The organism is Bradyrhizobium sp. SZCCT0231 (assembly GCF_018130245.1).
Taxonomy (GTDB): domain Bacteria; phylum Pseudomonadota; class Alphaproteobacteria; order Rhizobiales; family Xanthobacteraceae; genus Bradyrhizobium; species Bradyrhizobium japonicum_F.
The window spans coordinates 178385-200468 of sequence record NZ_JAFCKP010000001.1 but is presented as its reverse complement, the minus strand read 5'-3'; the positions used below and the strand labels follow the sequence as shown (position 1 = coordinate 200468).

The 22084-nt window shown below is 65.5% G+C and carries 17 protein-coding genes; 9 read left to right on the top strand and 8 right to left on the bottom strand.

Translation table 11 applies throughout. From position 1 onward, the window contains the following. Positions 1 to 2 precede the first annotated feature (2 nt). A complete protein-coding gene (locus JQ566_RS00970) occupies positions 3 to 1604 on the bottom strand; it encodes a B12-binding domain-containing radical SAM protein (RefSeq protein WP_212368248.1) in 1602 nt (533 codons plus the stop codon). 338 nt (positions 1605 to 1942) lie between these two features. Here JQ566_RS00970 and JQ566_RS00965 point away from each other — a divergent pair, with 338 nt between their 5' ends. From JQ566_RS00965 to soxA, 7 genes are all read left to right on the top strand, one after another. Then, positions 1943 to 2392, top strand: a complete 450-nt coding sequence (locus JQ566_RS00965) for a (2Fe-2S)-binding protein (protein ID WP_212368245.1) — start codon at positions 1943 to 1945, stop codon at positions 2390 to 2392. Positions 2393 to 2404: 12 nt separating this feature from the next. Further along, positions 2405 to 4591 (top strand): xanthine dehydrogenase family protein molybdopterin-binding subunit, encoded by a 2187-nt coding sequence (locus tag JQ566_RS00960; RefSeq protein WP_212368242.1) that lies wholly within the window; start codon positions 2405 to 2407, stop codon positions 4589 to 4591. Between the two features lie 52 nt (positions 4592 to 4643). Next, entirely contained in the window at positions 4644 to 5915 is a 1272-nt protein-coding gene (locus JQ566_RS00955; protein ID WP_212368239.1) for an NAD(P)/FAD-dependent oxidoreductase, read from the top strand. 216 nt (positions 5916 to 6131) lie between these two features. Further along, entirely contained in the window at positions 6132 to 6551 is a 420-nt protein-coding gene (gene soxX, locus JQ566_RS00950) for a sulfur oxidation c-type cytochrome SoxX (RefSeq protein ID WP_212368236.1), read from the top strand. Positions 6552 to 6554: 3 nt separating this feature from the next. Continuing rightward, positions 6555 to 7022 carry a SoxY-related AACIE arm protein gene (locus JQ566_RS00945; protein WP_212368234.1) on the top strand — a complete coding sequence of 156 codons (468 nt, stop codon included), beginning with the start codon at positions 6555 to 6557 and terminating at the stop codon, positions 7020 to 7022. Next, on the top strand, positions 7022 to 7339 hold the full coding sequence (gene soxZ / locus JQ566_RS00940; RefSeq protein ID WP_212368231.1) for a thiosulfate oxidation carrier complex protein SoxZ: 318 nt from the start codon (positions 7022 to 7024) through the stop codon (positions 7337 to 7339). Before JQ566_RS00945 ends, soxZ begins: the two co-directional genes overlap by 1 nt. Beyond that, positions 7336 to 8115, top strand: coding sequence for a sulfur oxidation c-type cytochrome SoxA (gene soxA / locus JQ566_RS00935; protein WP_212368229.1), 780 nt, complete (start codon positions 7336 to 7338; stop codon positions 8113 to 8115). The genes soxZ and soxA overlap by 4 nt, the downstream gene beginning before the upstream one ends. A gap of 53 nt (positions 8116 to 8168) precedes the next feature. Here soxA and JQ566_RS00930 read toward each other — a convergent pair whose 3' ends face one another. The 3 genes from JQ566_RS00930 to JQ566_RS00920 all read right to left on the bottom strand — a co-directional run bounded on the left by JQ566_RS00930 (position 8169) and on the right by JQ566_RS00920 (position 11794). Next, positions 8169 to 9836 carry a regulator gene (locus JQ566_RS00930; protein ID WP_212368226.1) on the bottom strand — a complete coding sequence of 556 codons (1668 nt, stop codon included), beginning with the start codon at positions 9834 to 9836 and terminating at the stop codon, positions 8169 to 8171. Between the two features lie 10 nt (positions 9837 to 9846). After that, the gene (locus JQ566_RS00925) at positions 9847 to 10545 is read right to left on the bottom strand and encodes a cysteine hydrolase family protein (RefSeq protein WP_212368223.1); all 699 of its coding nucleotides are present in this window, start codon (positions 10543 to 10545) and stop codon (positions 9847 to 9849) included. A 307-nt stretch (positions 10546 to 10852) separates the two neighbouring features. Continuing rightward, positions 10853 to 11794: a hypothetical protein gene (locus JQ566_RS00920; RefSeq protein WP_212368221.1), complete on the bottom strand. Its 942-nt coding sequence runs from the start codon at positions 11792 to 11794 to the stop codon at positions 10853 to 10855. Positions 11795 to 11951: 157 nt separating this feature from the next. Between JQ566_RS00920 and JQ566_RS00915 the strand changes: the two genes are divergently transcribed. Continuing rightward, complete coding sequence (locus JQ566_RS00915) at positions 11952 to 15428, top strand: indolepyruvate ferredoxin oxidoreductase family protein (protein ID WP_212368218.1); 3477 nt, start codon at positions 11952 to 11954, stop codon at positions 15426 to 15428. Between the two features lie 326 nt (positions 15429 to 15754). On the opposite strand, the gene JQ566_RS00910 is transcribed toward JQ566_RS00915, so the two are convergent. The 4 genes from JQ566_RS00910 to JQ566_RS00895 form a co-directional block, all read right to left on the bottom strand. Then, positions 15755 to 17485: an FAD-dependent oxidoreductase gene (locus tag JQ566_RS00910; RefSeq protein WP_212368215.1), complete on the bottom strand. Its 1731-nt coding sequence runs from the start codon at positions 17483 to 17485 to the stop codon at positions 15755 to 15757. 59 nt (positions 17486 to 17544) lie between these two features. Next, positions 17545 to 18564, bottom strand: a complete 1020-nt coding sequence (locus JQ566_RS00905; protein WP_212368212.1) for a S1C family serine protease — start codon at positions 18562 to 18564, stop codon at positions 17545 to 17547. Positions 18565 to 18656: 92 nt separating this feature from the next. Beyond that, positions 18657 to 19106, bottom strand: coding sequence for a hypothetical protein (locus JQ566_RS00900; RefSeq protein ID WP_212368209.1), 450 nt, complete (start codon positions 19104 to 19106; stop codon positions 18657 to 18659). A 168-nt stretch (positions 19107 to 19274) separates the two neighbouring features. Continuing rightward, positions 19275 to 20873, bottom strand: coding sequence for a GMC family oxidoreductase (locus JQ566_RS00895; RefSeq protein ID WP_212368206.1), 1599 nt, complete (start codon positions 20871 to 20873; stop codon positions 19275 to 19277). 200 nt (positions 20874 to 21073) lie between these two features. On the opposite strand from JQ566_RS00895, the gene JQ566_RS00890 reads away from it, so the two are divergent. Beyond that, positions 21074 to 21862 (top strand): thermonuclease family protein, encoded by a 789-nt coding sequence (locus JQ566_RS00890; RefSeq protein WP_212368203.1) that lies wholly within the window; start codon positions 21074 to 21076, stop codon positions 21860 to 21862. Positions 21863 to 22084 lie beyond the last annotated feature (222 nt).

The window sequence follows — 22084 nt, the reverse complement described above, 5'->3', positions numbered from 1 at the left end:
CGTCAGGCCGCCGTCACGCCGACAGCAGGCGTGACGGTCTCGTTGTCCAGCGCAGCCAGGCGCTCATCGATGGCCGCGATGACCTTGCGCGAGAACGGTCCGAGATGCGCATAGGCCGCAATCATCTGCACGGCGATGCGTGCCGATGACGTGTCGCGCTTGGCGCAGTTCATGAACGTCTGCCAGAGCGGCCCCCGCGCTTCGGGAAGGGCGGTGACGATCTTGTGCACCGTCTCCATCGCCCCGAGCCTGGAGCGGATGTCTCCTTCGGCGAGCTCGGGGCGCTGCCTGGATCGGTCGAGCAGGGTCATCAGGCGGTCGACGCGTCGCGCATAGGCGGCCGGGCTGTAGATGTGCTCCAGCACCCGCTTGTAGTCCGTCAGGATGTCGCGCAACGGGCGGACCGGATCGAAATTGATGCCGGCCGTGCACTGATCGGCGCCGATGGTCGGTGCCACGTCGTGGCCCTGATGCAGCCGGCCTTCGCGTTCGAGCCGGCGCGTGAGCTGCGTGTTTGGCAAGGCATAGAGCAGGCCGACCATGGCGACGGGAATCGCCGCCTCCTCGATGAATTCGATCATGGACTCCGCCATCGAGACCTTCTCGTTGTCGAAGCCGACGATGAAGCCCGCGGTGACGAGCATGCCGGCGGCATAGATCTTGTGGATGCTCTCGGCGATGTTGCGCCGCGTGTTCTGCTTCTTCCGCATCGCGACCAGCGTCTCCGGGTCCGGACTTTCGATGCCGACGAAGATGCCGAAGAAATTGGCCGCACCCATCAGCTCCAAGAGCTCCGGATCGTCGGCAAGGTTGACCGAGGCTTCCGTGGAGAATTCGAAGGGATAGCCGTGCGTACGCTGCCATTCGGCGAGCTTCGGCAGGAATTGCCGCAGCGACTTCTTGTTGCCGATGAAATTGTCGTCGACGAAATCGAGATGGCCGCGGTAGCCCATCTTGTAGAGCGTCTCGAGCTCGACGAACATCTGCTCGATCGTCTTGGTCCGCGGCACGCGCCCATAGAGCTCGATGATGTCGCAGAACTCGCAGGTGAAGGGACAACCGCGCGAATACTGCACACCGAGATAAAGATAGTCCTCGAAGTTGAGCAGGTCGAAACGCGGCACCGGCGTCTTGGTGACGTCGGCCTGGAACTTCGGTGCGGTGAAGACGCCGGACCGCGCGCCGCTCTCCCAGGCCGCGATGAATTGGTCGATGACGCTCTCGGCCTCGCCGAGCACGCGGAAGTCGGCCCGCTCATAGATGTGCGGGCTCGAGGTGGGATCGGGACCGCCGACCACCACCGGCTTGCCAGCCGCGCGGCAGAGCTCGATCAGGCGCAGCGTGTCGGCCTGCTGCGGCATCATTCCGCCGGTGAAGACGACGTCGGCCCAGGCGAGATCCTCGTCGCCGAGGGACGCCGTGTTGCAGTCGATGAGCCGGACCGTCCAGCTCTTGGGCAACATCGCGGCAACGGTGATCAGGCCCAAAGGGGCGGCCGGACGCTTGACGCCCATCACTTTGCAGGATTCGCCAAAGCTCCAGAAGGACTCTGCCGAGAACAGCGGGTAGAGCATCAGTACGTTGCAGGGACTCGGCACGTTCATGGAACTCCTTTTGCGTCGGCGCAGTGTACCAAAGCGCCCGCGTCTTGCACCCCGGCAAAAGAGACAAACTGTCGCCACTATGCAAGCCGCGATCCGGTCGGGAACCGGCCTTCACAGCCGGACGTCGCCTAAAGCCGCGAATTGGCGCCCATGGAAGGGGCGTCATCCGAATCGATTGCGAAGGGATGAGGCAAAACAGCGCCCCGGTCCATACTCCAAAGCGGCAGGGCCATGCATCCCGGCCACCCCTCGGACTGTTGATTTGAACCGTTCCAGTTTGCCGGACACATTGCGCCCCTGAGTTCAATCGGTGGATTGGGCCAATCAGGGGACTTGCGATGGCAAACCTAACAATCAACGGAAAAACCCTCACCCTCGATGTCGAGCCGGATACGCCGCTGCTCTGGGCGATCCGCGAGAATGCCGGTCTGACCGGCACCAAATACGGTTGCGGCATTGCACAATGCGGCGCCTGCACGGTTCACATCGATGGCGTGGCGATGCGCTCCTGCGGGATCTCGGTCAGCGAGGCCGAGGGCAAGAAGATCACCACCATCGAGGGGCTCGCCTCGGGCGATACGCTGCACAAGGTGCAGGACGCCTGGATCGCCCAGGACGTGCCGCAATGCGGCTATTGCCAGAGCGGCATGATCATGGCGGTGGCGGCGCTCTTGAACGAGAAGCCGAAGCCGACCGACGCCGACATCGACGAGGCCATCACCAATATCTGCCGCTGTGGCACCTTCCAGCAGGTGCGCGAAGCGATCCACACGATCGCAAGCGCGTAAGGAAATCCCCACATGAATAAGCATATCTCGCCGCGGCTCAACCGCCGCGCCTTCGTCATCGGCACGGCCGCGGTCGGTGCCGGCCTCGCCATCGGTCTCGACATCCCCTTCGGCGGCCCCGCCGTGGTCCGCGCCGCCGACGGCTCGCCCGAGATCGGCGCCTGGGTCGTGGTCAGGCCCGACGACACCGTGGTAATCCGCATCGCCCGCTCCGAGATGGGCCAGGGCTCGCTGACCGGCCTCGCCCAGCTCGTCGCCGAGGAGCTCGAATGCGACTGGACCAAGGTCACCACCGAATATCCGACCCCCGGCCAGAGCGTCGCCCGCAAGCGCGTCTGGGGCGATTTCTCGACCGGCGGCAGCCGCGGCATCCGCTCCTCGCAGGACTATGTCCGCAAGGGCGGCGCCACCGCGCGCGTGATGCTGATCCAGGCCGCCGCCGACGCATGGAAAGTCCCGGCGTCCGAATGCACGGCCGCGAACAGCGTCATCACCCATGCGCCCTCGGGCCGGACCACGACCTACGGCAAGGTCGCCGAGGCCGCGGCGAAGCTGACGCCGCCGGCGGACGTCAAGCTGAAGGACCCGAAGGACTGGAAGCTGATCGGCAAGGGCGTGAAGCGGCTCGACACCGTCGACAAGACCACCGGCGCCATGATCTACGGCGTCGACGTCAAGCTGCCGGGCATGCTGAACGCCGCGATCAAGGACTGCCCCGTGTTCGGCGGCAAGCTGAAGAGCTTTGACGAAGCCAAGATCGCCGGCATGAAAGGCGTCAAGAAGGTGGTCAAGGTCGGCGACACCGCCGTCGCAGTTGTCGCCGACACCTGGTGGCACGCCAAGACCGCGCTGGAGGCGCTGCCGATCGTCTGGGACGAGGGCGACAACGCCAAGGTCTCCAGCGAGTCGATTGCGAAATGGCTGGCCGAGGGGCTCGCCGACGCGCAGCCGGCCTATGTCGGCAACAAGAACGGCGACGCGAAGGCCGCGATCGCCGGGGCCGCGAAGAAGGTCGAGGCCATCTACAGCTATCCCTACCAGAACCACGCCACGATGGAGCCGATGAACGCCACCGCGCTCTACACGGCGGACAAATGCGAGGTCTGGTGCGGCACGCAGAACGGCGAGGCAGCCTTCGCGGCAGTGCTGGAGGCTTCCGGCCTGCCGGCCGAGAAGTGCGACGTGCACAAGGTGATGCTCGGCGGCGGCTTCGGCCGGCGCGGCCAGACCGACTATGTCCGCCAGGCGGTCATGATCGCCAAGCAGATGCCGGGCACGCCGGTCAAGCTGCTGTGGTCGCGCGAAGAGGACATGGCGCACGGCAGGTATCACCCCATCACCCAGTGCAAGATGACCGGCGCGTTCGATGCCAATAACAACCTGATCGCGCTGCACTACCGCCTGTCCGGGCAATCGATCCTGTTCTCTCTGCGCCCCGAAGCGCTGCAGAACGGCATGGATCCCGTCGCATTCCAGGGCGTCGCCCAATCCGGCGATGCCGCGTTCGGCTATTCGGTGCCGAACCTTCTGGTCGAGCATGCGATGCGCAACCCGCACGTTCCGCCGGGCTTCTGGCGCGGCGTCAACGTCAATCACAATGCGATCTACATGGAATGCTTCATGGACGAGCTGGCCCAGGCCGCAGGCCAGGACCCGCTCGAATTCCGCCGCAAGCTGATGGGCAACCACCCCAAGCATCTCGCGGTGCTCAATGCGGTTGCCGAGAAGATCGGCTGGAACACGCCGGCGCCGCAGGGCGTCTATCGCGGCATCGCCCAGGTCATGGGCTACGGCAGCTATGTCGCCGGCGCGGCCGAGATCTCGGTGACCGACGGCAGCAAGATCAAGGTGCATCGCATCGTCGCCTCCACCGATCCGGGCTACGTCGTCAATCCGGCGCAGGTGGAGCGGCAGGTCGCCGGCTCCTTCGTGTATGGCCTCTCCGCGCTGTTCTACGGCGGCTGCACGGTGAAGGACGGCAAGATCGAGCAGAGCAACTTCGACACCTACAACTCGATGCGCATCAACGAGATGCCGAAGGTGGAGACGGTGATGGTGCCGAGCGGCGGGTTCTGGGGCGGTGTCGGCGAGCCGACCATCGGCGTCGCGGCGCCGGCGGTGCTCAACGCCTACTTCGCCGCGACCGGCAAGCGCGTCCGCTCGGTGCCGCTACGCGACCAGAACATCACTTTCGCGTAACAAGAGCTGCGGCGGCCATATCGGCCGCCGCGGCATTTTCCGGATAAGTCTCATGAATGCGCCGGTGACGCGGCGGAATGCCGTCCTCGGCATCGCCGCCGCGGCGACATCGCTCGCCGCACCTTCGATCCTGCGCGCGCAATCGGCGGACCACGTCGTCGTGGTCGGCGGCGGCTTTGGCGGCGCGGCTTGCGCCCGCGCGCTCAAGCGCGCCGATGCAAGATTGCAGGTCACCCTGATCGAGCCGAACAAGACCTACATCTCTTGCCCCTTCAGCAACGAGGTGATCGCGGGCCTGCGCGAGATCGAGGAGCAGCAGTTCGGCTACGACAAGCTCGCCGCCGAGGATATCCGCATCGTCGCTCAGGCTGTGACGACCATCGACACGCAAAAGCGCAGGGTGACGACGGACGATGGCACCGCGTTTGGCTATGACCGGCTTGTGCTCTCGCCCGGCATCGACTTCCATCTCGAAGCCCTGCCCGGCTACGACGACGCCGCGTCGGAGACGATGCCGCACGCCTGGAAAGCCGGCGCTCAGACTCTCTTGCTGCGCAGGCAGCTGGAGGCGATGGCGGATGGCGGCACGGTGGCCATTGCCATTCCGGCCAACCCCTCGCGTTGCCCACCTGCGCCCTACGAGCGCGCCAGCCTGATCGCGCATTATCTCAAGGCCAACAAGCCGCGCTCGAAAGTCCTGATCCTCGATGCCAAGGACAATTACTCCCAGCAGCGGCTGTTCGAGAAGGCATGGAAGGAACTTTATGGGGAGATGATCGAACGCGTGGCACTGTCGCAAGGCGGCCGCGTCACCTCCGTCGATCCCTCGACCAGAACCATCGTCACCGAGTTCGGCAACTACACCCCTGATGTCGCCAACGTCATCCCGCCGCAACGCGCGGGGCGCATCGCCGGGATCGCGGGCGCTGCGGACGCGACCGGCTGGTGCCCGATCGATCCCGTCACGTTCGAGTCGAAGCTCGTTCCGAACGTCCACGTCGTTGGCGACGCCTGCCTTGGCGGCGGCATTCCCAAATCGGCATCCGCTGCAAGCGCGCAAGGTAAGGCCTGCGCTGGCGCGATCGTCAATCTGCTCGCGGGCCGCGCGCCGGAGACGCCGCGGCTGACAGGCGTCTGCTACAACATTGTCGCCCCCGGCTACGGCTTCTCGCTCGCCGGCAACTACCAGCCGAGGGGCGACATCTTCGCCGAGGTCGAGGGCGGCGCCACCAGCCCCGTCGATGCTCCGCGCGAATTGCGCGCCCGCGAGGCAGCTGAAGCCGAGCGCTGGTTTCAGGCCATCACGGCGGAGACGTTTGGCTAGGGCATGATGAGACGAGCATGTCGCCATGAACGCGGTGCGCCCCCTCCCCCGCCTGCAGGGGAGGGTTGCGGAGAGGGTGTCTCCGCTCGCGAGAACCCCCAAGAGGAAAGAGCCCTCACCCTCGCCTTCGGCTCGACCTCTCCCGCAAGCGGGAGAGGTAAGTGGAATTCGCGGCGACTTCAGCCATCGAATCCAATACCTGCAATTGCGGCGCTCATGGTGGCGAGTCTTGCCTTCGCCCTGCCCGGCCGAGCGGACGAGCGGCCGCCCTACAAGATCGTCGGCGACGGCATCCCCGCTTCACTCACAGGCTCCCCCGGCGATGCCGCGCGCGGGCGCGCGCTGATGCTCGCGCGCACCACGACCTGCATCCTCTGCCATTCCGGCCCCTTCCCGGAAACCCGGTTCCAGGGCGACCTTGCGCCTGATCTCACCGGCACCGGGAACCGGTGGTCGGTGAGCCAGTTGCGACTTCGACTGGTCGATGCCTCGCGCTTCAATCCGGACACCATCATGCCATCCTACTATCGCAACGACGGCCTCGTCCGCGTCGGACGCAACTTCGCCGGCAAGCCGATCTTGTCGGCTGCGGAGATCGAGGACATCGTGGCTTTTCTTGCAACGCTTCGAGACTAGGTCATGCCAACCACGCGACGACAATTCCTGAGCCTCGCCGGAGGCGTGACAGTCGCCGGCACGATCCCGATCGTCACGCTGCGACCGCTCGAGGCAACACCGGCGATGCTCAACACCGCGATCCGCAACATCGTCGGTGAAGCACAAATTCACACCGGCAGGGTCAAGCTCGACATTCCGCCGCTGGTCGAGAACGGCAACACCGTGCCGATGACGGTGAGCGTTGCCAGTCCCATGACGGCGGACGACCACGTCAAGAGCATTCACGTCTTCAACGAGAAGAACCCACAGCCGAACATCGGCAATTTCTATTTCGGCCCGGCCTCCGGCCGGGCTCAGGTCTCGACGCGGATTCGGCTCGCCGACACCCAGAAGGTGGTCGCGATCGCGCGCCTCTCCGACGACACGTTCTGGCAAATTGCCGCCGAAATCGTCGTGACGCTGGCCGCCTGCACCGAGGAGATGAACTGATGGCCGCCCTCATCAACGTTCCCTCGAAGGCCAAACGCGGCGAGATCATCGAGATCCGCACGCTGACCTCACACATCATGGAGACCGGCTTCCGCCACACCGCCGACGGCAAGCTGGTGCCGCGCAACATCATCACGAGCTTCGCCTGTCGTTACAACGGCACTGAGATTTTTCGCGCCGATCTGTTTCCGGCGATCGCGGCGAACCCGTACTTGTCGTTCTTCACGGTCGCGAAGGAAAGCGGCAAGTTCGAGTTCGAGTGGATCGGCGACAACGGCTATTCGTCCACCGCATCGGCATCGATCACGGTCGAATGATTTCTTGGCGCGCGATAGCGGCGGCAACATTGTTCGCCGCGGCCCCTGCCCTGCTTGCCGGTGAAATCCCGCCCGATGCGCGCCGCTCCGGCTATGTCTTCATGGGGCCCGACACGCGGGCGATGCAGGACGACGACACCTCCAATCCCGGCATGCTGTTCGTGCTCGACGGCGAGCAGCTGTGGGCGAAGAAGACCGGCAGCGCCGACAGAGCCTGCGCCGATTGTCATGGCGATGCGCGCAGCAGCATGAAGGGCGTCGCGGCACGCTATCCCGCCTTCGACAAGGCCCTCGGCCGTCCCGTCACGCTCGATCAGCGGATCAATCTCTGCCGCGCCAATCATCAGCAGGCGACGCCGCTGCCCTACGAGAGCCGCGATCTGCTCGCATTGTCCGCCTTCATCGCCCACCAGTCGCGCGGCACTGCGATCACGGCCGGTGACGATCCGCAAGCCAAGCCCTTTGTCGAGCAGGGCCGCGCGCTTTACATGCAGCGCGAGGGCCAGCTCAACCTCGCCTGCACCAACTGCCACGACGACAATTTCGACAAGCGTCTCGCCGGCGCGCCGATCACGCAAGCGCAGCCGACCGGCTATCCGCTCTATCGCCTGGAATGGCAGACGCTGGGGTCGCTCGAGCGGCGGCTGCGCAGCTGCATGACCGGCGTCCGGGCCCAGGCCTATGACTACGGCTCGCCCGAGCTCGTCGCGCTCGAGCTCTATCTGATGTCGCGGGCGCGTGGCCTGCCGATGGAGACGCCGGCGGTGCGTCCCTGAAACAGGAGCGGCCGGGCCATTGGCCGGCCGCTCCACGAGATTTGAGGCCAAGCCTACTCCGCCGGCGCGGCCGACATCTCCGGATGCGCGGCGTAGGGCTCGCTGGCGCCGAGCTTGGCGGCGGCGAACAGGCCGGCGGCCATCACGGCGTAGGCCAGCGCGACCGCGGGCGCCACGCCAAAGCCGCCGCCGATGCCGACGGACTCGCCGTGCATGAAGCCGAAATAAGTCAGCACCGCCCCGACCAGCGCAAAGGCGGACGCCTTCTCGAAATCCCGCTCGATGATGAAGACGCCGATCGCGCCGAGGATGAGGCCGCCGAGGATGGAGCCGCCGCCCATCACCTCGAGGCCGTGATAGAACACGCCCTGCTGCGGCAGCGCGGCGATCGCGGCGGCCTTGACCGCATCGGCCTTGTCGGCCGCCATGCCGCCGACGGTTGCCGCCGCGTTCATGGTGGAGCCGAGCATCGTGTCGATCTGGAGCTTGGCCCAGGCGGCAAGGTGCGGGGTCAACGCCAGCACGATCGCAGGCGCGTGCTTGACCGGCGTGGTCTGGAACGCCTGCGCGCCGATCAGCATGCCGATGTAGAGCAGGATCGGCGAGATCGCGACGACGGGCACGAGCGCCAGCAGCACCGAGATGATGCCGAACCAGGACAGCACGACCACCATGATGCCGGTCGCAGCCGAATAGCCGATGCGCCCGCCCATCGCCTTCCAGCCGGGATGGCCGATATAGACGGCGTTGATGAAGGGATTGCCCATCAGGCAGCCGATCAGGCTGACGACGCCGTCAGCGGTGAGCACGCGCGTGGTCGGATATTCGTCGCCGGCCGCTTCCGCGCTCTCCACATTGTCCATGGCCTCGACGAGGTCGTAGATGCCGAACGGGATGGCGGTGACCAGGATGATGCCGAGGAACTCGAAGCCGGAGAAGACATAGCCTACCGCCGGGATCGGCACCGAGAAGCCGAAATTGGCAAAGGCCGCGCCGACGCCTTTGAGGCTCAAGCCGCCGAGACCGAGCCCGAACAGGTTCGAGCCCCATGCGATGATCATGCCGGCCGCGATCGCGACGAGTCCGGCGGGAACGCCGCGCCAATACTTCACACCGCCGAACCAGCTCACCAGGATGATGGCGAAGCAGACGAGGCCGATCTGCGGGGTCATGTACATCTCCAGCGCCGGCCGCATCGAGATGAAGGTGACGGAGACACCTGCAAGCGTGCCGAGCAGCGCCGCGCGCGGCGTGATCTTGCGGATGAACGGAGCGATGAAGCCGCCGATCATGAGAATGAAGCTCTGGAAGAACACCCAAACGAGGCCCGCCGACCAGCCCTTGAGCGGATCGCCGGTCTTGAGCGTGATCGGCAGCATGATCACGAAGGTGACGATGAACATGTGCGGCACGCTGACGCCCGACGGCAGCGCGCAGACGTCATTGCGGCCGGTCTTCTGCGCGAGGCGATAAGCGAGATAGGCGTAATAGAAGGTGGAGAGACACATCATCAGCCCGAGCGCGGGCAGGATGCGGCCGAACACGAGACTATCCGGCATCTTCAAGACGAAGCGCAACAGGCCCGTGAGCACCAGCATGTTGACGAGGATGTTGGTGCCGAAGCCGAAAAACGCGTTCCAGTCGCCCGACGTCCATAGCGCCGGCTTGAAAGCGGGCTTGTTCAGATCAGAACTGCCGGCCGTCCCCGTCAATGTGCTCATGATAATACCCCTATGTGGTCGAAACTTTCATTGCCTCCAGAACTGCGGCTGAGCTCGCGACCCAGCCGAAGATGCCACCCTGGGCCTTGATCATTTTCAGGCCCATCTCGTGAAATTCGGGGAAGTAGGATGCGCAGCCGTCGGAGATGACGACGCAGCGATAGCCGCGGTCATTGGCCTCGCGCACGGTGGTGTTGACGCACACTTCGGTGGTGACGCCGCACACCAGCAGATTCTCGATTCCGTACTTCTCCAGGACGTCGCCGAGCTCGGTGGCGTAGAAGGCGCCCTTGCCGGGCTTGTCGATCACGATCTCGCTGTCGAGCGGATAGAGCTCGGGAATGATGTCGTGGCCGGCCTCACCGCGAATGAGGATGCGTCCCATCGGACCGGGATCGCCGATGCGAAGGCTCGGCGCGCCGCGCTCGACCTTCGCCGGCGGTGCGTCGGAGAGATCAGGCAGATGCCCCTCGCGGGTGTGGATGACCAGCATGCCGGTGTCGCGCGCCTCCGTCAGCACCGCGCCGATCGGCTTCACCGCGCGCGCGAGCTGGCTGACGTCGTTGCCGAGCGTTTCGCCGAAGCCGCCGGGCTCGAGAAAATCGCGCTGCATGTCGATGATGAGGAGCGCGGTGGCGGGCCAGTCGAGCGTGATCGGCTCGGGCTCGGCGCTGACGACTCCCTTTGTCGGCTTGGCTGAGTTCAACATGACGCAGGCCCCGCGAGAACTCTCTTGGCCAGGAGTTCTGCAAGCGCCGTGCCATTGTGTACAATTGCGTTGGGGCGCGGGCGGCGAGGGAATTTACAGTGCGCTCAGAAACTTACGCGAAAAGCCGGCGTCTGCTTATTCGCTGTGCGACGGCTTTGCGACGTGCATTTGCTTAAAGGATGAGCGCTCTCCGTCGTCATTCCGGGGCGCGACGAAGTCGCGAGCCCGGAATCCATCGGGCGGCAACGTATGAGGTGAAATGGATTCCGGGCTCGCGCTGCGCGCGCTCCGGAATGACGAACAAGGACTACCGCCCTGCCCCATACTGCCGCCGATATTCATCCTCATACGGCGCATACGAGTCCTTCAGCGTTGCCATGTTCAGCAACATGGTCGCCACCATCGTGCCCGCCTTGTCGAACACGCGCGTCTTGACCCAGGCGCTTTCGGTGCGGCGGCTGCCGGAGAGCGCGACCACTTCGCGCTCGACCTCGTACTCCTCGCCCTCGAAGAGCGGGCCCTTCAGCAGGCGGATCTCCTGGTCGGCGAACAGGCCGACGGCCGGGCCCTTGGCCGGCAGCGGATCGTCCTTGGAGCGATACTGAAACAGCACGCTCAGCATCTCCATCGGGATAATGGGCTTGCCCCACGGATTGTCCGCGGCCGCGTAATAGGGCGAGTTCTCGGTGATGACGGCGAGCTTCTGCCGAAGCGAGAACGGATAGAGGTCGCCCATGGTCTGGTCGAACGCCATCCGCACCGCCTGCCGCTTGCTCTTCATGCCGACCTTCATATCGCGAAGGATGACGGGATCGGGGAGCGGCTTCAACTCACGGAGGCGCAGGTCAAGGGCAGTCGGGCTGTCAACGACGGAGGCAGTGCCGCGTAGCACCTCGGTGCCGTCGCGCTTGACCATCTGGATCTGACACTCTGGTTGCTCAACTGAGGAAGCCATCAGGATCGCCTGCACCTCTTCGCCCTCGTAGCAGACGCTGCGGTAATGCGCAGAGAGGCAGCCGCTCTCGAACCAGACCTGCCCCCATTGTCGCTCGCACAGCGGCGCAAACTGGCTGAAATGCGTCGGCCCCTCGATCGTACCTCCCTTGAAGCCGAGCTTTTGCGCGGTCACGTCATCGTGGATCGAGGCATGCGCGTCGTAGGTTTGCGCCTGCAGCATCTGCCGCGGCCTGCGCCACGGTCCGATCAAGGCGCCTCCGGTCTGAGTGATCTGGGTATCGAAGCCCGTCATGCTCTCTCCTCCGCTAGTAAGCCATGACTAACAGGACCGCCACGGATGCGGCCAGCGATATTGACTTCGCTGTGGCATGCTTTTGACTGTCACAATTCGCGACGCGCAGCCGCAATCCCTCCCGCAGCGCAAACCCCGAGAGCCAAGGACTTCCGAAATGACGCTGATGCAGGTCGAGCTGGACGACAAATACCGGCTCGAATCGAAGCGGATCTTCCTGTCAGGCACGCAAGCCCTGGTCCGCCTGCCCATGCTGCAGCGCGAACGCGACCGGCTTCAGGGGCTCAACACCGGCGGCTTCATCTCGGGCTATCGGGGTTCCCCGCTCGGCATGTACGATCACGCGCTGTGGCGCGCGAAGGCGCATCTCCAGCAGCACGACATCGCCTTCGTCCCCGGCCTGAACGAGGATCTGGCGGCAACCGCGGTCTGGGGCAGCCAGCAGGTCGGCCTGTTTCCCGGCGCCAAGGTCGATGGCGTGTTCGGCATTTGGTACGGCAAGGGCCCAGGCGTCGACCGCTCGGTCGATGCGCTCAAGCACGCGAATGCGGCCGGCACCTCGCTCAACGGTGGCGTGCTGGCGCTCGCCGGCGACGATCATGGCTGCCAGTCCTCGACCCTGGCGCATCAGAGCGAGCAGGTGTTCGCGGCGGCGCTGATCCCCGTGATCAATCCCGCGACGCTGCAGGACTATCTCGATCTCGGCCTCTACGGCTTCGCGCTGTCCCGCTTCTCCGGCTGCTGGGTCGGGTTCAAGGCGATCAGCGAGACCGTGGAGAGCTCGGCCTCGATCTATAGCGACCCCGAACGTATCCAGATCAAGCTGCCCGACGATTTCGAGATTCCGCCCGGCGGCCTCAACATCCGCTGGCCCGATCCGCCGCTCGAAGCCGAGAAGCGCCTGTTCGGCCCGAAGATGGCCGCGGTGCAGGCCTTTGCCCGCGCCAACCAGCTCGACCGCATCGTGCTCGATTCCAAGCCGGCACGTCTCGGCATCATCGCGACCGGCAAGGCCTATCTCGACCTGCGCCAGGCCCTCGCCGACCTCGGCATCACCGACAAGGACGCTCAGGATCTCGGCCTTCGCATCTACAAGGTCGCGCTGACCTGGCCGCTGGAGGAAAGCGGCGCCAAGCGTTTCGCCGAAGGTCTTCAGGACGTGCTGGTGGTCGAGGAGAAGCGCGGCTTCATCGAAGACCAGCTGATGCGCATCCTCTACAACATCGATGCGTCCAGGCGCCCAACCGTCACGGGCAAGCGCGACGAGCGCGGTGCGCCACTCTTGCCGAGCGAGGGCGAGCTGACGCCGACCATTGTCGCGTCTGCGCTTGTGGCGCGCTTGCGCAAGCTCGGTCACCACAGCCCAGTGCTGGAGCAGCGCCTCGCCCGGCTCGAGGCGTTCGACAATCCCGTCACCACCAGCACGCAGATCAAGCTGGCGCGCACACCGTTCTTCTGCTCGGGCTGCCCGCACAATTCCTCGACGCGCGTGCCCGACGGAAGCCGCGCCATGGCCGGCATCGGCTGCCACGGCATGGCGCTGAGCATGCCGACCCGCCGCACCGATCTGATCTCGCATATGGGCGCCGAGGGCGTGAACTGGATCGGCCAGTCGCCCTTCACCACCGAGACGCACATTTTTCAGAACCTCGGCGACGGCACCTACACCCATTCCGGGCTGCTCGCCCTCCGCGCGGCCTCGGCCGCCGGCATCAACATCACCTACAAGATCCTCTACAACGACGCCGTCGCCATGACCGGCGGCCAACCGGCCGAAGGTGCCTTCAACGTCGCCCAGATCGCGCATCAGGTCTGGGCAGAAGGCGTCAAGCGGCTTGCGATCGTCTCGGACGATCCAGGCAAATACCCCGAAGGCAATTACTTCCCGCAGGGCGCGACCATCCATCATCGCCGCGAGCTCGATGCCGTGCAGCGGGAACTGCGGGACATCAAGGGTCTCACGGTTATCATCTACGACCAGACCTGCGCCGCGGAAAAGCGCCGCCGCCGCAAGCGCGGGCTCTACCCGGATCCGGCCAAGCGCGCCTTCATCAACGAGCTCGTCTGCGAAGGCTGCGGCGATTGCTCGCAGGCCTCCAACTGCGTCTCGGTGCAGCCGCTCGAGACCGAGTTCGGCCGCAAGCGCCAGATCGACCAGTCGAACTGCAACAAGGACTTTTCCTGCGTCGAGGGCTTCTGCCCGAGCTTCGTCACGGTGCATGGCGGCACGCTCAAGCGGATGAAGACCTCGGCGGTGGACTCCGGCCAGCTGTTCGCCGATCTGCCGCTGCCGCCCGCGCGTGAGCTGGACGGCCCCTACAACATCCTCGTCACCGGCATCGGCGGCACCGGCGTCATCACCATCGGCGCGCTGCTCGGCATGGCCGCCCATGTCGACGGCCGCGGTTGCTCGGCGCTCGACTTCACCGGCCTCTCACAGAAGAACGGCGCGGTGATGAGCCATGTCCGCATCGCACGGAGGCCGGAGGACATCTCCGCGGTCCGCATCACCACGGGCGGCGCCGATGTCATCCTCGGCTGCGACATGATCGTCTCGGCTGGCCCGACCGCGCTGAGCCGCACCGAGCGCGGCGTGACCAAGGCCTACATCAACGCCGATTTGCAGCCGACCGCGAGCTTCGTGCAAAACCCCGATCTCGATTTCGAGATGGGCACGATGCAGACGGTCCTGCACGATGCGATCGGCGACAAGAACCTCGACATCATCGACGCCACAGGCATTGCCGCGGCGCTGATGGGCGACAGCATCGCGACCAATCCCTTCATGCTCGGCTTCGCCTTCCAGAAGGGCGCAATCCCGCTGTCGCTGGAGGCCCTGCTCCGCGCCATCGAGATCAACGGCGCCGCCATCGAGATGAACAAGCTCGCCTTCACCTGGGGCCGCCTCGCCGCCCACGACATGTCGCGCGTGCGCAGCGTGCTCCAGTTCAAGGCTAGGGCGTCCGCGCCGGCGAAATCGCTCGACGACATCATCGCGACCCGCGCCGAGTTCCTGACCGGCTATCAGGACAAGGCCTACGCCGACCGCTATCTCGCGGCGGTCGCCAGGGTCCGCAAGGCGGAGAATGCCGCCTCGCCGGCGTCCATCGAGCTGACGGAAGCCGTGGCGAAAAACCTGTTCAAGCTGATGTCGTACAAGGACGAGTATGAGGTCGCACGGCTCTACACCGACGGCAGCTTTGCGAAGAAGGTGTCCGAAAAATTCGATGGCGACTTCACGCTGAAGTACCATCTGGCACCGCCGATCTTCGCAAAGCGCGACAAGGCGACCGGGCATTTGCAGAAGCAGGAGTTCGTCAGCTGGATGATCCACGCCTTCCGCGTGCTGGCCAGGCTCAAGTTCCTGCGCGGCGGCGCATTCGACCCGTTCGGCCGTACCGAGGAGAGGCGGACCGAGCGAAAGTTGATCGAGGATTATCTGGCCATGATCGATCAGCGGATCGCCGGGCTGAGGGCGGAGCAGATTCCGCTGCTGGCACGGCTCGCGCGCGTGCCGGAAACGATCCGCGGCTTCGGCCACGTCAAGGAAGCCAACGTCAAGCTGGCGGCAGCCGAGACGGCGCGGCTGGAGGCGGAGCTCGAGAACAGCCGCTTTGCGGCCGCGGCAGAGTAGCGGGGGAAGCCCCAGCTCTCTCCCCGTCATTGCGAGGAGCCCTTGCGACGACGCAATCCAGAGTCATTCCACGGAGACAGTCCTGGATTGCTTCGCTGCGCTCGCAATGACGAGATTGTGGGACGCGTTCGCCACACACACAATGTCATCGCCCGGCTTGACCGGGCGATCCAGTACTCCGAGACAGTTGTGGTTGAGTCGATAGGCCGCGGCGTACTGGATGCCCCCCGCCTGCCGCCTTCGCTAAAGCTTCGGCGCTCCTGGACCTTCACCCCGGCGAAGCCTTGGCGTAGCCGGGTCGCGGGGCATGACAGCCGTGGGGATGGCTAGACTGGTGCTGTGGCGACGCTTGGTCGCAGCGCCGCCGCCCCTCCCTCCGCCAGATGCCGCCCCGCGACATACCCGAACGTCAGCGCCGGTCCTAACGCAATGCCCGGCCCCGGACAATTGCCGTTCATGATCGAGCCCATGTCGTTGCCGCAGGCGTAGAGGCCAGCGATCGGCGTTCCGTCCTTGCGCAGCACGCGGGCCTGCGCGTCGACCTTCATGCCGATCGCGGTGCCGAGGTCGGCGGGATAGATCCGCATCGCGAAGAACGGCGCGCGGACGATCGGTGCGACGCAGGGGTTCGGCTTGTGGGCGGCATCGCCGAGATGACGCTGATAGATGCTGCTGCCGCGGCCGAATTCGGGATCGCGGCCTTCCTTCGCATCGGCATTATAGGCTGCAATCGTGGCCGAGAGGGAAGACGGCTTGATGCCGATCTTCGCCGCCAGCTGCGCAACGTCAGGGGCCTCGATCAACTCGCCGCTTGCGACATAGCGCCGGACACTGCGCGTGAACGGCTTGATGCGGCCGAGGCCATAGCTCCACAGGAAATCGCGGTCGCAGATCAGATAGAACGGCCGATCCGGCTCACCATTGCCATCGCGCAACATCGCGAGCACGAACTCGTGGTAGGATAGCGCCTCGTTGACGAAACGCCGGCCTGCCGCATTCACCGCGATCACGCCGGGCTTGGCGCGGTCGGTCACCATGTGCGGGAACACGCCGCGGCTGCCATCGGCACGGCGGAACAGCGAGGCCGGCACCCAATAGGCTGCGTTCGTCGCATCCGTGTTGAGCGCTGCACCGGCCATGGCCGCAAGCCGAAGCCCATCGCCGATACTTGATGTGTTGGTCGCTGAGATAAAATCTGCGCCGGCCGGGAAGAGGCGTTTACGCAAGCTCGCATCGTGCGAGAATCCTCCAGTCGCGAGCACGACGCCGCGGCGCGCTGCGATCAGGCGGTCGCGGGCGCCATGGCGGATCACCACGCCGGCGACGCCATCGCCCTGCATCGACAAATCCTCGACATCGGCGCTGAAGAGAATCTCGACCTGCCGCGCCAGCAGCGAGGCGTAAAGCCGCGCGGCGAGCGCATTGCCGAGATACAGCGTCGTGCCGCGCGGCGAGCGGAGCCGCTGCAACACGTATGCGGAAACCAGTCGCGCCGCGCGCAGGGTCGAACGCAGTGATTTTCCGACACGCCGCAGATGCGGAATGTCGAGCCGATTGACCATCATCCCGCCGAACAGCGTGAATTCCGGCAGCGGCGCCCGCAAGCGCGCAAACGCCTTGCCCAGCCGCATGCCTTCGAACGCAACCGGCTCCAGCACGCGGCCGCCGGGCGTTGCGCCCAGCCGTTCCGGATAATGGTCCGGACAAGCTTTCACCGGCTGGAGCCGCAGTTCGGTGTTGGCTTCGAGATACGCGATCGCTTCCGGCCCACGCGCAAGGAAGGCGGCGCGCAGGCCGGCATTGACCGGCTCCGGCACCGTGCTCGACAGATATTGCACGGCATCCGTGATGCTGTCCGACAGCCCCGCCTCTTTCATCCTGGCATTGGCGGGGATCCAGACCATGCCGTCAGACCACGCGGTGGTACCGCCGACCAAGGCAGTCTTCTCGATCACCAGCACGCGCAGGCCTTCGGCAGCGGCCACAACCGCCGCCGTCATGCCGCCGGCACCGGCGCCGATCACGATGACGTCGTAGGTCGCATGCGCCGGCATCATACGGCGGGGTTCCGGAAGCGAGGCATGACACCGTCATACCCCGCCCCGACGGTCGAGCGCTAGCGTTGCGGCTTGCGCTCGATCGGGTCGATGTCGATCGCGCGGAGGCGGCCGAGCCGCAGCACGTCCATGGCGAGCCGCCGGCCGATCCGGTCGCGGTCGAGCACGCGGATCAGATCGTCGACGCCGTTGATCTCGACGCCGTCGAGCCTGATCACGACGTCTCCGGGTAGCAGGCCTGCCTTGGCCGCAGGTCCATCAGGCTCGATCTGCATCAAGAGCGCACCCATCTTGTTCTCGACACCGGCCAGCACCGCATGCCGCCGCGGGACCGGTGCGGTCTGTCCGGCCACGCCGATATAGGCGCGACGGACATAACCATGGCGGATGATCTCCGACAGCACGAATTGCGCGGTGTTGCTGGCAACCGCAAAACAGATTCCTTGCGCGCCGTTGATGATGGCGGTGTTGATGCCGATCACCTCGGCATTCGACGACACCAGCGGCCCGCCGGAATTGCCGGGGTTGAGCGCGGCATCGGTCTGGATCACGTCCTCGATGGTGCGCCCGCTCACCGAGCGGATCGAGCGCCCCAGCGCCGAGACCACACCGGCGGTCACGGTCGATTCGAAGCCGAGCGGATTGCCGATCGCGATCACGAGCTGGCCACGCCTTAGAGTTTTGGAGTTGCCGAGCGCGGCAAAGGGCAAGTGGCGCACGCCGTTGGCGCGCAGCAGTGCGAGGTCCGTATCGGGGTCGACGCCGAGCACCTGGGCCTCGCCGACATGACCCTCGACGTCACGCAGCCGGATCTCCTTGGAGGAGCCGACCACGTGGCTGTTGGTGAGGACGAGCCCGTCCGGCGAGATCACGATGCCGGAGCCGAGCCCGCCGCGCTCGCGGCCGTTCGGCACCTTGGGACCGGTCTCGACCCGCACCACCGCAGGGCCGACGCGGTCGGTGACGTCGATCACGGCATTGGAATAGGCGTCCAGCACGGCCCGGTCATCGACCGGGGCGGCCGCCGTCGTTCGCGATGACGGTGCGTCATCGGCGATATCTGAGGTGAAGTCCAACATGGCAAGTGTCCTTGAGGCTCACACAGATGGTGGCCTGTTCCCGCCAGCGCAAGTGGCCCGCTGGGAGCGCAAGGCTATACCTGCCAAGATGGCTAGGGCGCGCGTCGCAGCGCGCCTCCCCTCGCCTTGACCGGATCGAGCAGCGACCAGTCTCCGTCCGGCAGGACGTGACCTCCTGGGAATGGCGCGCGAAGCTCCAACCCAAGCGAGCGCAGCACGCGGTCGTCGCGGTAGTAGCATTGCAGAACCACCCGAACGAGGGTTGCGGCGGCGACGCCGCCGGAGATGCGGAACTGCTGGGCAACGCCGTCGCGCGCGGCGGGCTCGAGATCAGCCAAGGGCATGCCGGCCAGCCGGGCCAGATGATCCAGCGCCGCCACGACCTGTTTGGTGTCGCGGCCGAGCGTTGCGAGGATGTCGGCCTGGATGATGTCGTCATGGGCGCCCGGGACGCGATATTCCTCGCTCGGTGGAACGATCATCGCGGCGATGGTGCGGAGGTCATCGCGCTGCCGCGGCGTGAGGGTGAGTTGATCAGACATGGCGTGCTCTTCTAAAGCTCGTGCGGCGATGAAGAAAGCGGGGGAGGGAGCAGACCCGCAGAGAGACTCCCCCAGCGGAGGGAGCCCTCACCGGGCACTGCGTGCCGATCTCTCCCGCACGCGGGAGAGGTGCAGCGAGCGCGTGGCTGGGTCTGAACATCATCATTCTCAATCAAACAAATTGGCGAGGCGCTGCTTCATCTGGTCGGCGATGTAGAGCGCGAGGGCCTGGATGGTGGAGGTCGGGTTCACCCCGCCCGAGGTGACGAAGATGCTGCCGTCGACGATGAAGAGGTTCTTCACGTCGTGCGAGCGGCCCCATTCGTTGACAACGGAGCGCTCGGGGTCGGTGCCCATCCGCGCGGTGCCGAGCAGGTGCCAGCCGCCCCACGGGATCGGCGAGTTGACGCAGATGTCGGTCGCGCCCGCCGTTTCAAGGAACTCGCGGCCGCGCGCCAGCCCATGCTCCATCATCTTCCGGCTGTTCTCGCTGATGGTGTAGTCGATCTTCGGCGCGGGAATGCCGTGGCTGTCCTTCAGGACGGGATCGAGCGTCACGCGATTGTGCTCCTCCGGCAGGTCCTCGCAGATCGCGGAGAAACCCAAGCGGTGGCCGTTGAGCTTGCGGAAGACGCGGTGATGATCGGCGCCCCAGGGCAGAATGCCCTTCTGCTCGCTGACGACGGCCTCGAACACCGGCCCGGCGCCGCGCACGAACTGCACGCCATAGCCGCGCACGAAACCGCGCGACAGGTCCGTGTCATACCACTGCTTGCTCCACAGGCAGGTCGGCGGCGCGCGGTTGCTGTCGGTCGGCTCCTGCACATAGCCGTAGATCTGCGCATAGGGATGGAACATCAGGTTCTTGCCGACGAGGCCGGACGAATTGGCAAGGCCGTTCGGGAAACGCGAGGACGCCGAGTTCAGCAGCAGCCGCGGCGTGCCGACGCCGTTGCAGGCGATGATGACGACATGGGCGGGCTGAAACTGCTCGACACCGTCCTTGTCGTAATAAACCACGCCCGAGGCCATGCCGTTCTCGTCGGTGGTGATCTCGCGCACCCGGCAATGGGTGCGCAACTCGACGCCGGCGCGGATCGCGTGCGGCCAATAGGTGATGTCGGTCGAGGATTTTGCACCCTGCGCGCAGGCGGGCGTGCAATGGCCGAGATTGATGCAGCGCGCCCGGCCCTCATAATCCATCGTCGCGACCGTCGTGTCCGACGGCCACCAGTGCCAGCCGAGCTTGTTCATGGCCTTGCCGATGATGGCGCCGGACAATCCCATCGGCTGCTGCGGCATCGGCGGATGCGTCAGCGGGGAGAGCGGATCGCCTGACAGGCCCGACGTGCCCATGATCCGGTCGTTCTCTTCGAAGAACGGGGTCAACGCGTCGTAATCGATCGGCCAGTCGTCGGCGACGCCGTCGAGCGTCTTCACCTTGAAATCGGAGGGATGCAGCCGCGGCCAGTGCGCGGTGTACATCACGGTCGAGCCGCCGACCGCGTTGTAGTTGACGACCTTGATCGGCGAATTGTCGTCGTTGATCGGGTAGTCCTCGGGCCGGCCGCGAACGTTGGGGCTCGACGACCACTCGCCGTAGAACTTGGCCTCCCAGTCGCGGCCCGTGCTGGGATATTCCGCCGGGTTCATCCAGCCGCCCTGCTCCAGGCAGAGGATATGCATCTTGGTCTCGGCCAGCGACCACGCCACCGCCGCGCCCGAAGCGCCGGCGCCGATGATCAGGACGTCCACGGGGTCTTTCATCGCAACCTTGTCCTCCCCCTCGCCGCTTTCCGGGCGATTCGGCCTCTCGCGGTCCGCGAGGCCGGCGAACGATAGGATCAGAGCAACGGCGGAGTAAAGCCGCGAGGCCGGAATGTCGCACTTCGCAGGGCGCAGACCATTGGTATCGCCTCGGCCGGATGCTAGGAACAGGGCGCACGAGCCATCGATAGCGAGACCGTATGTCCTTCCGAAATTTCTTTGCCGCCGCCCGCGCTTTTGCGCTCGTTTCGTTTCTCGCCTTGCCCGGATTTCTGGCCTCGTCCGGGCCGGTCGCCGCGCTGACCGGCGCCGCGACGGTCCGTGACGGCAACTCCATCCAGCTCGGCGACGTCACCTACCGGCTCGACGGCGTCGACGCGCCCGAGCTGGACCAGGTCTGCATCGACGATCACGCCGATTCCTGGACCTGCGGCATCGAGGCCCGCGACCAGCTGACGAAGCTGATCAACAAGCGGACGGTGCGCTGCGACGATGTCGGGCCCGAGAAGAGTTTTGGCAAGCGGCACCGCGCCATCTGCACGGCCGAAGGCGACAAGGCCAGCTTGAACGAGCAGCTGATCAAGCTCGGCTTTGCCCTCGCGCGCGAGCCGATCAAGGCCAACGTCAAGCCGGCAGCCACCGAGGCCAAGACGGCGGCGGCTGGCATCTGGAAGGGCTGCTTTGTTGCGCCGCAAGATTTCCGCAGCGGCAAGAAGGACGGCGCGCTGCTGGGCGCCGCCTGCCGGCCCGATCGCGACAAGGAGATCCGTGCCGTGCTGTTCCCGGACGAGCTGACGATGCCTCCGAGCTGCAGCATCAAGGGCAAGCTCGCGGTGCGCGCCCGCGTCACCGGCAATATCGGCATCTATCATCTGCGGGGCTGCCCGAGCTATCCGGCGACCACCAAGCCGGACCGCTGGTTCTGCTCCGAGGACGACGCCCAGGCCGCCGGCTTTCGCAAGGCCTACAATTGCCGCCGGCCGAAGTGAACATTTCCTTCACGCACGCGTGAGTGGTAGTCCGAGACCGTATTGATCCGGAATTGAACTTCATCGGGAGTTGCTGCACTTTATCAAAGTGCGCACGCGCTTTGCGCGAGCGTTTCCTTGGCAGACGATCCTCATCGGATTGTCTTTGCTCGGGCGTTTCCTCCCTGGACTTGGGCCGCTTGTCACCACAAGCGGCTCTTCTTTTTGGGCGGGCCCTGCATC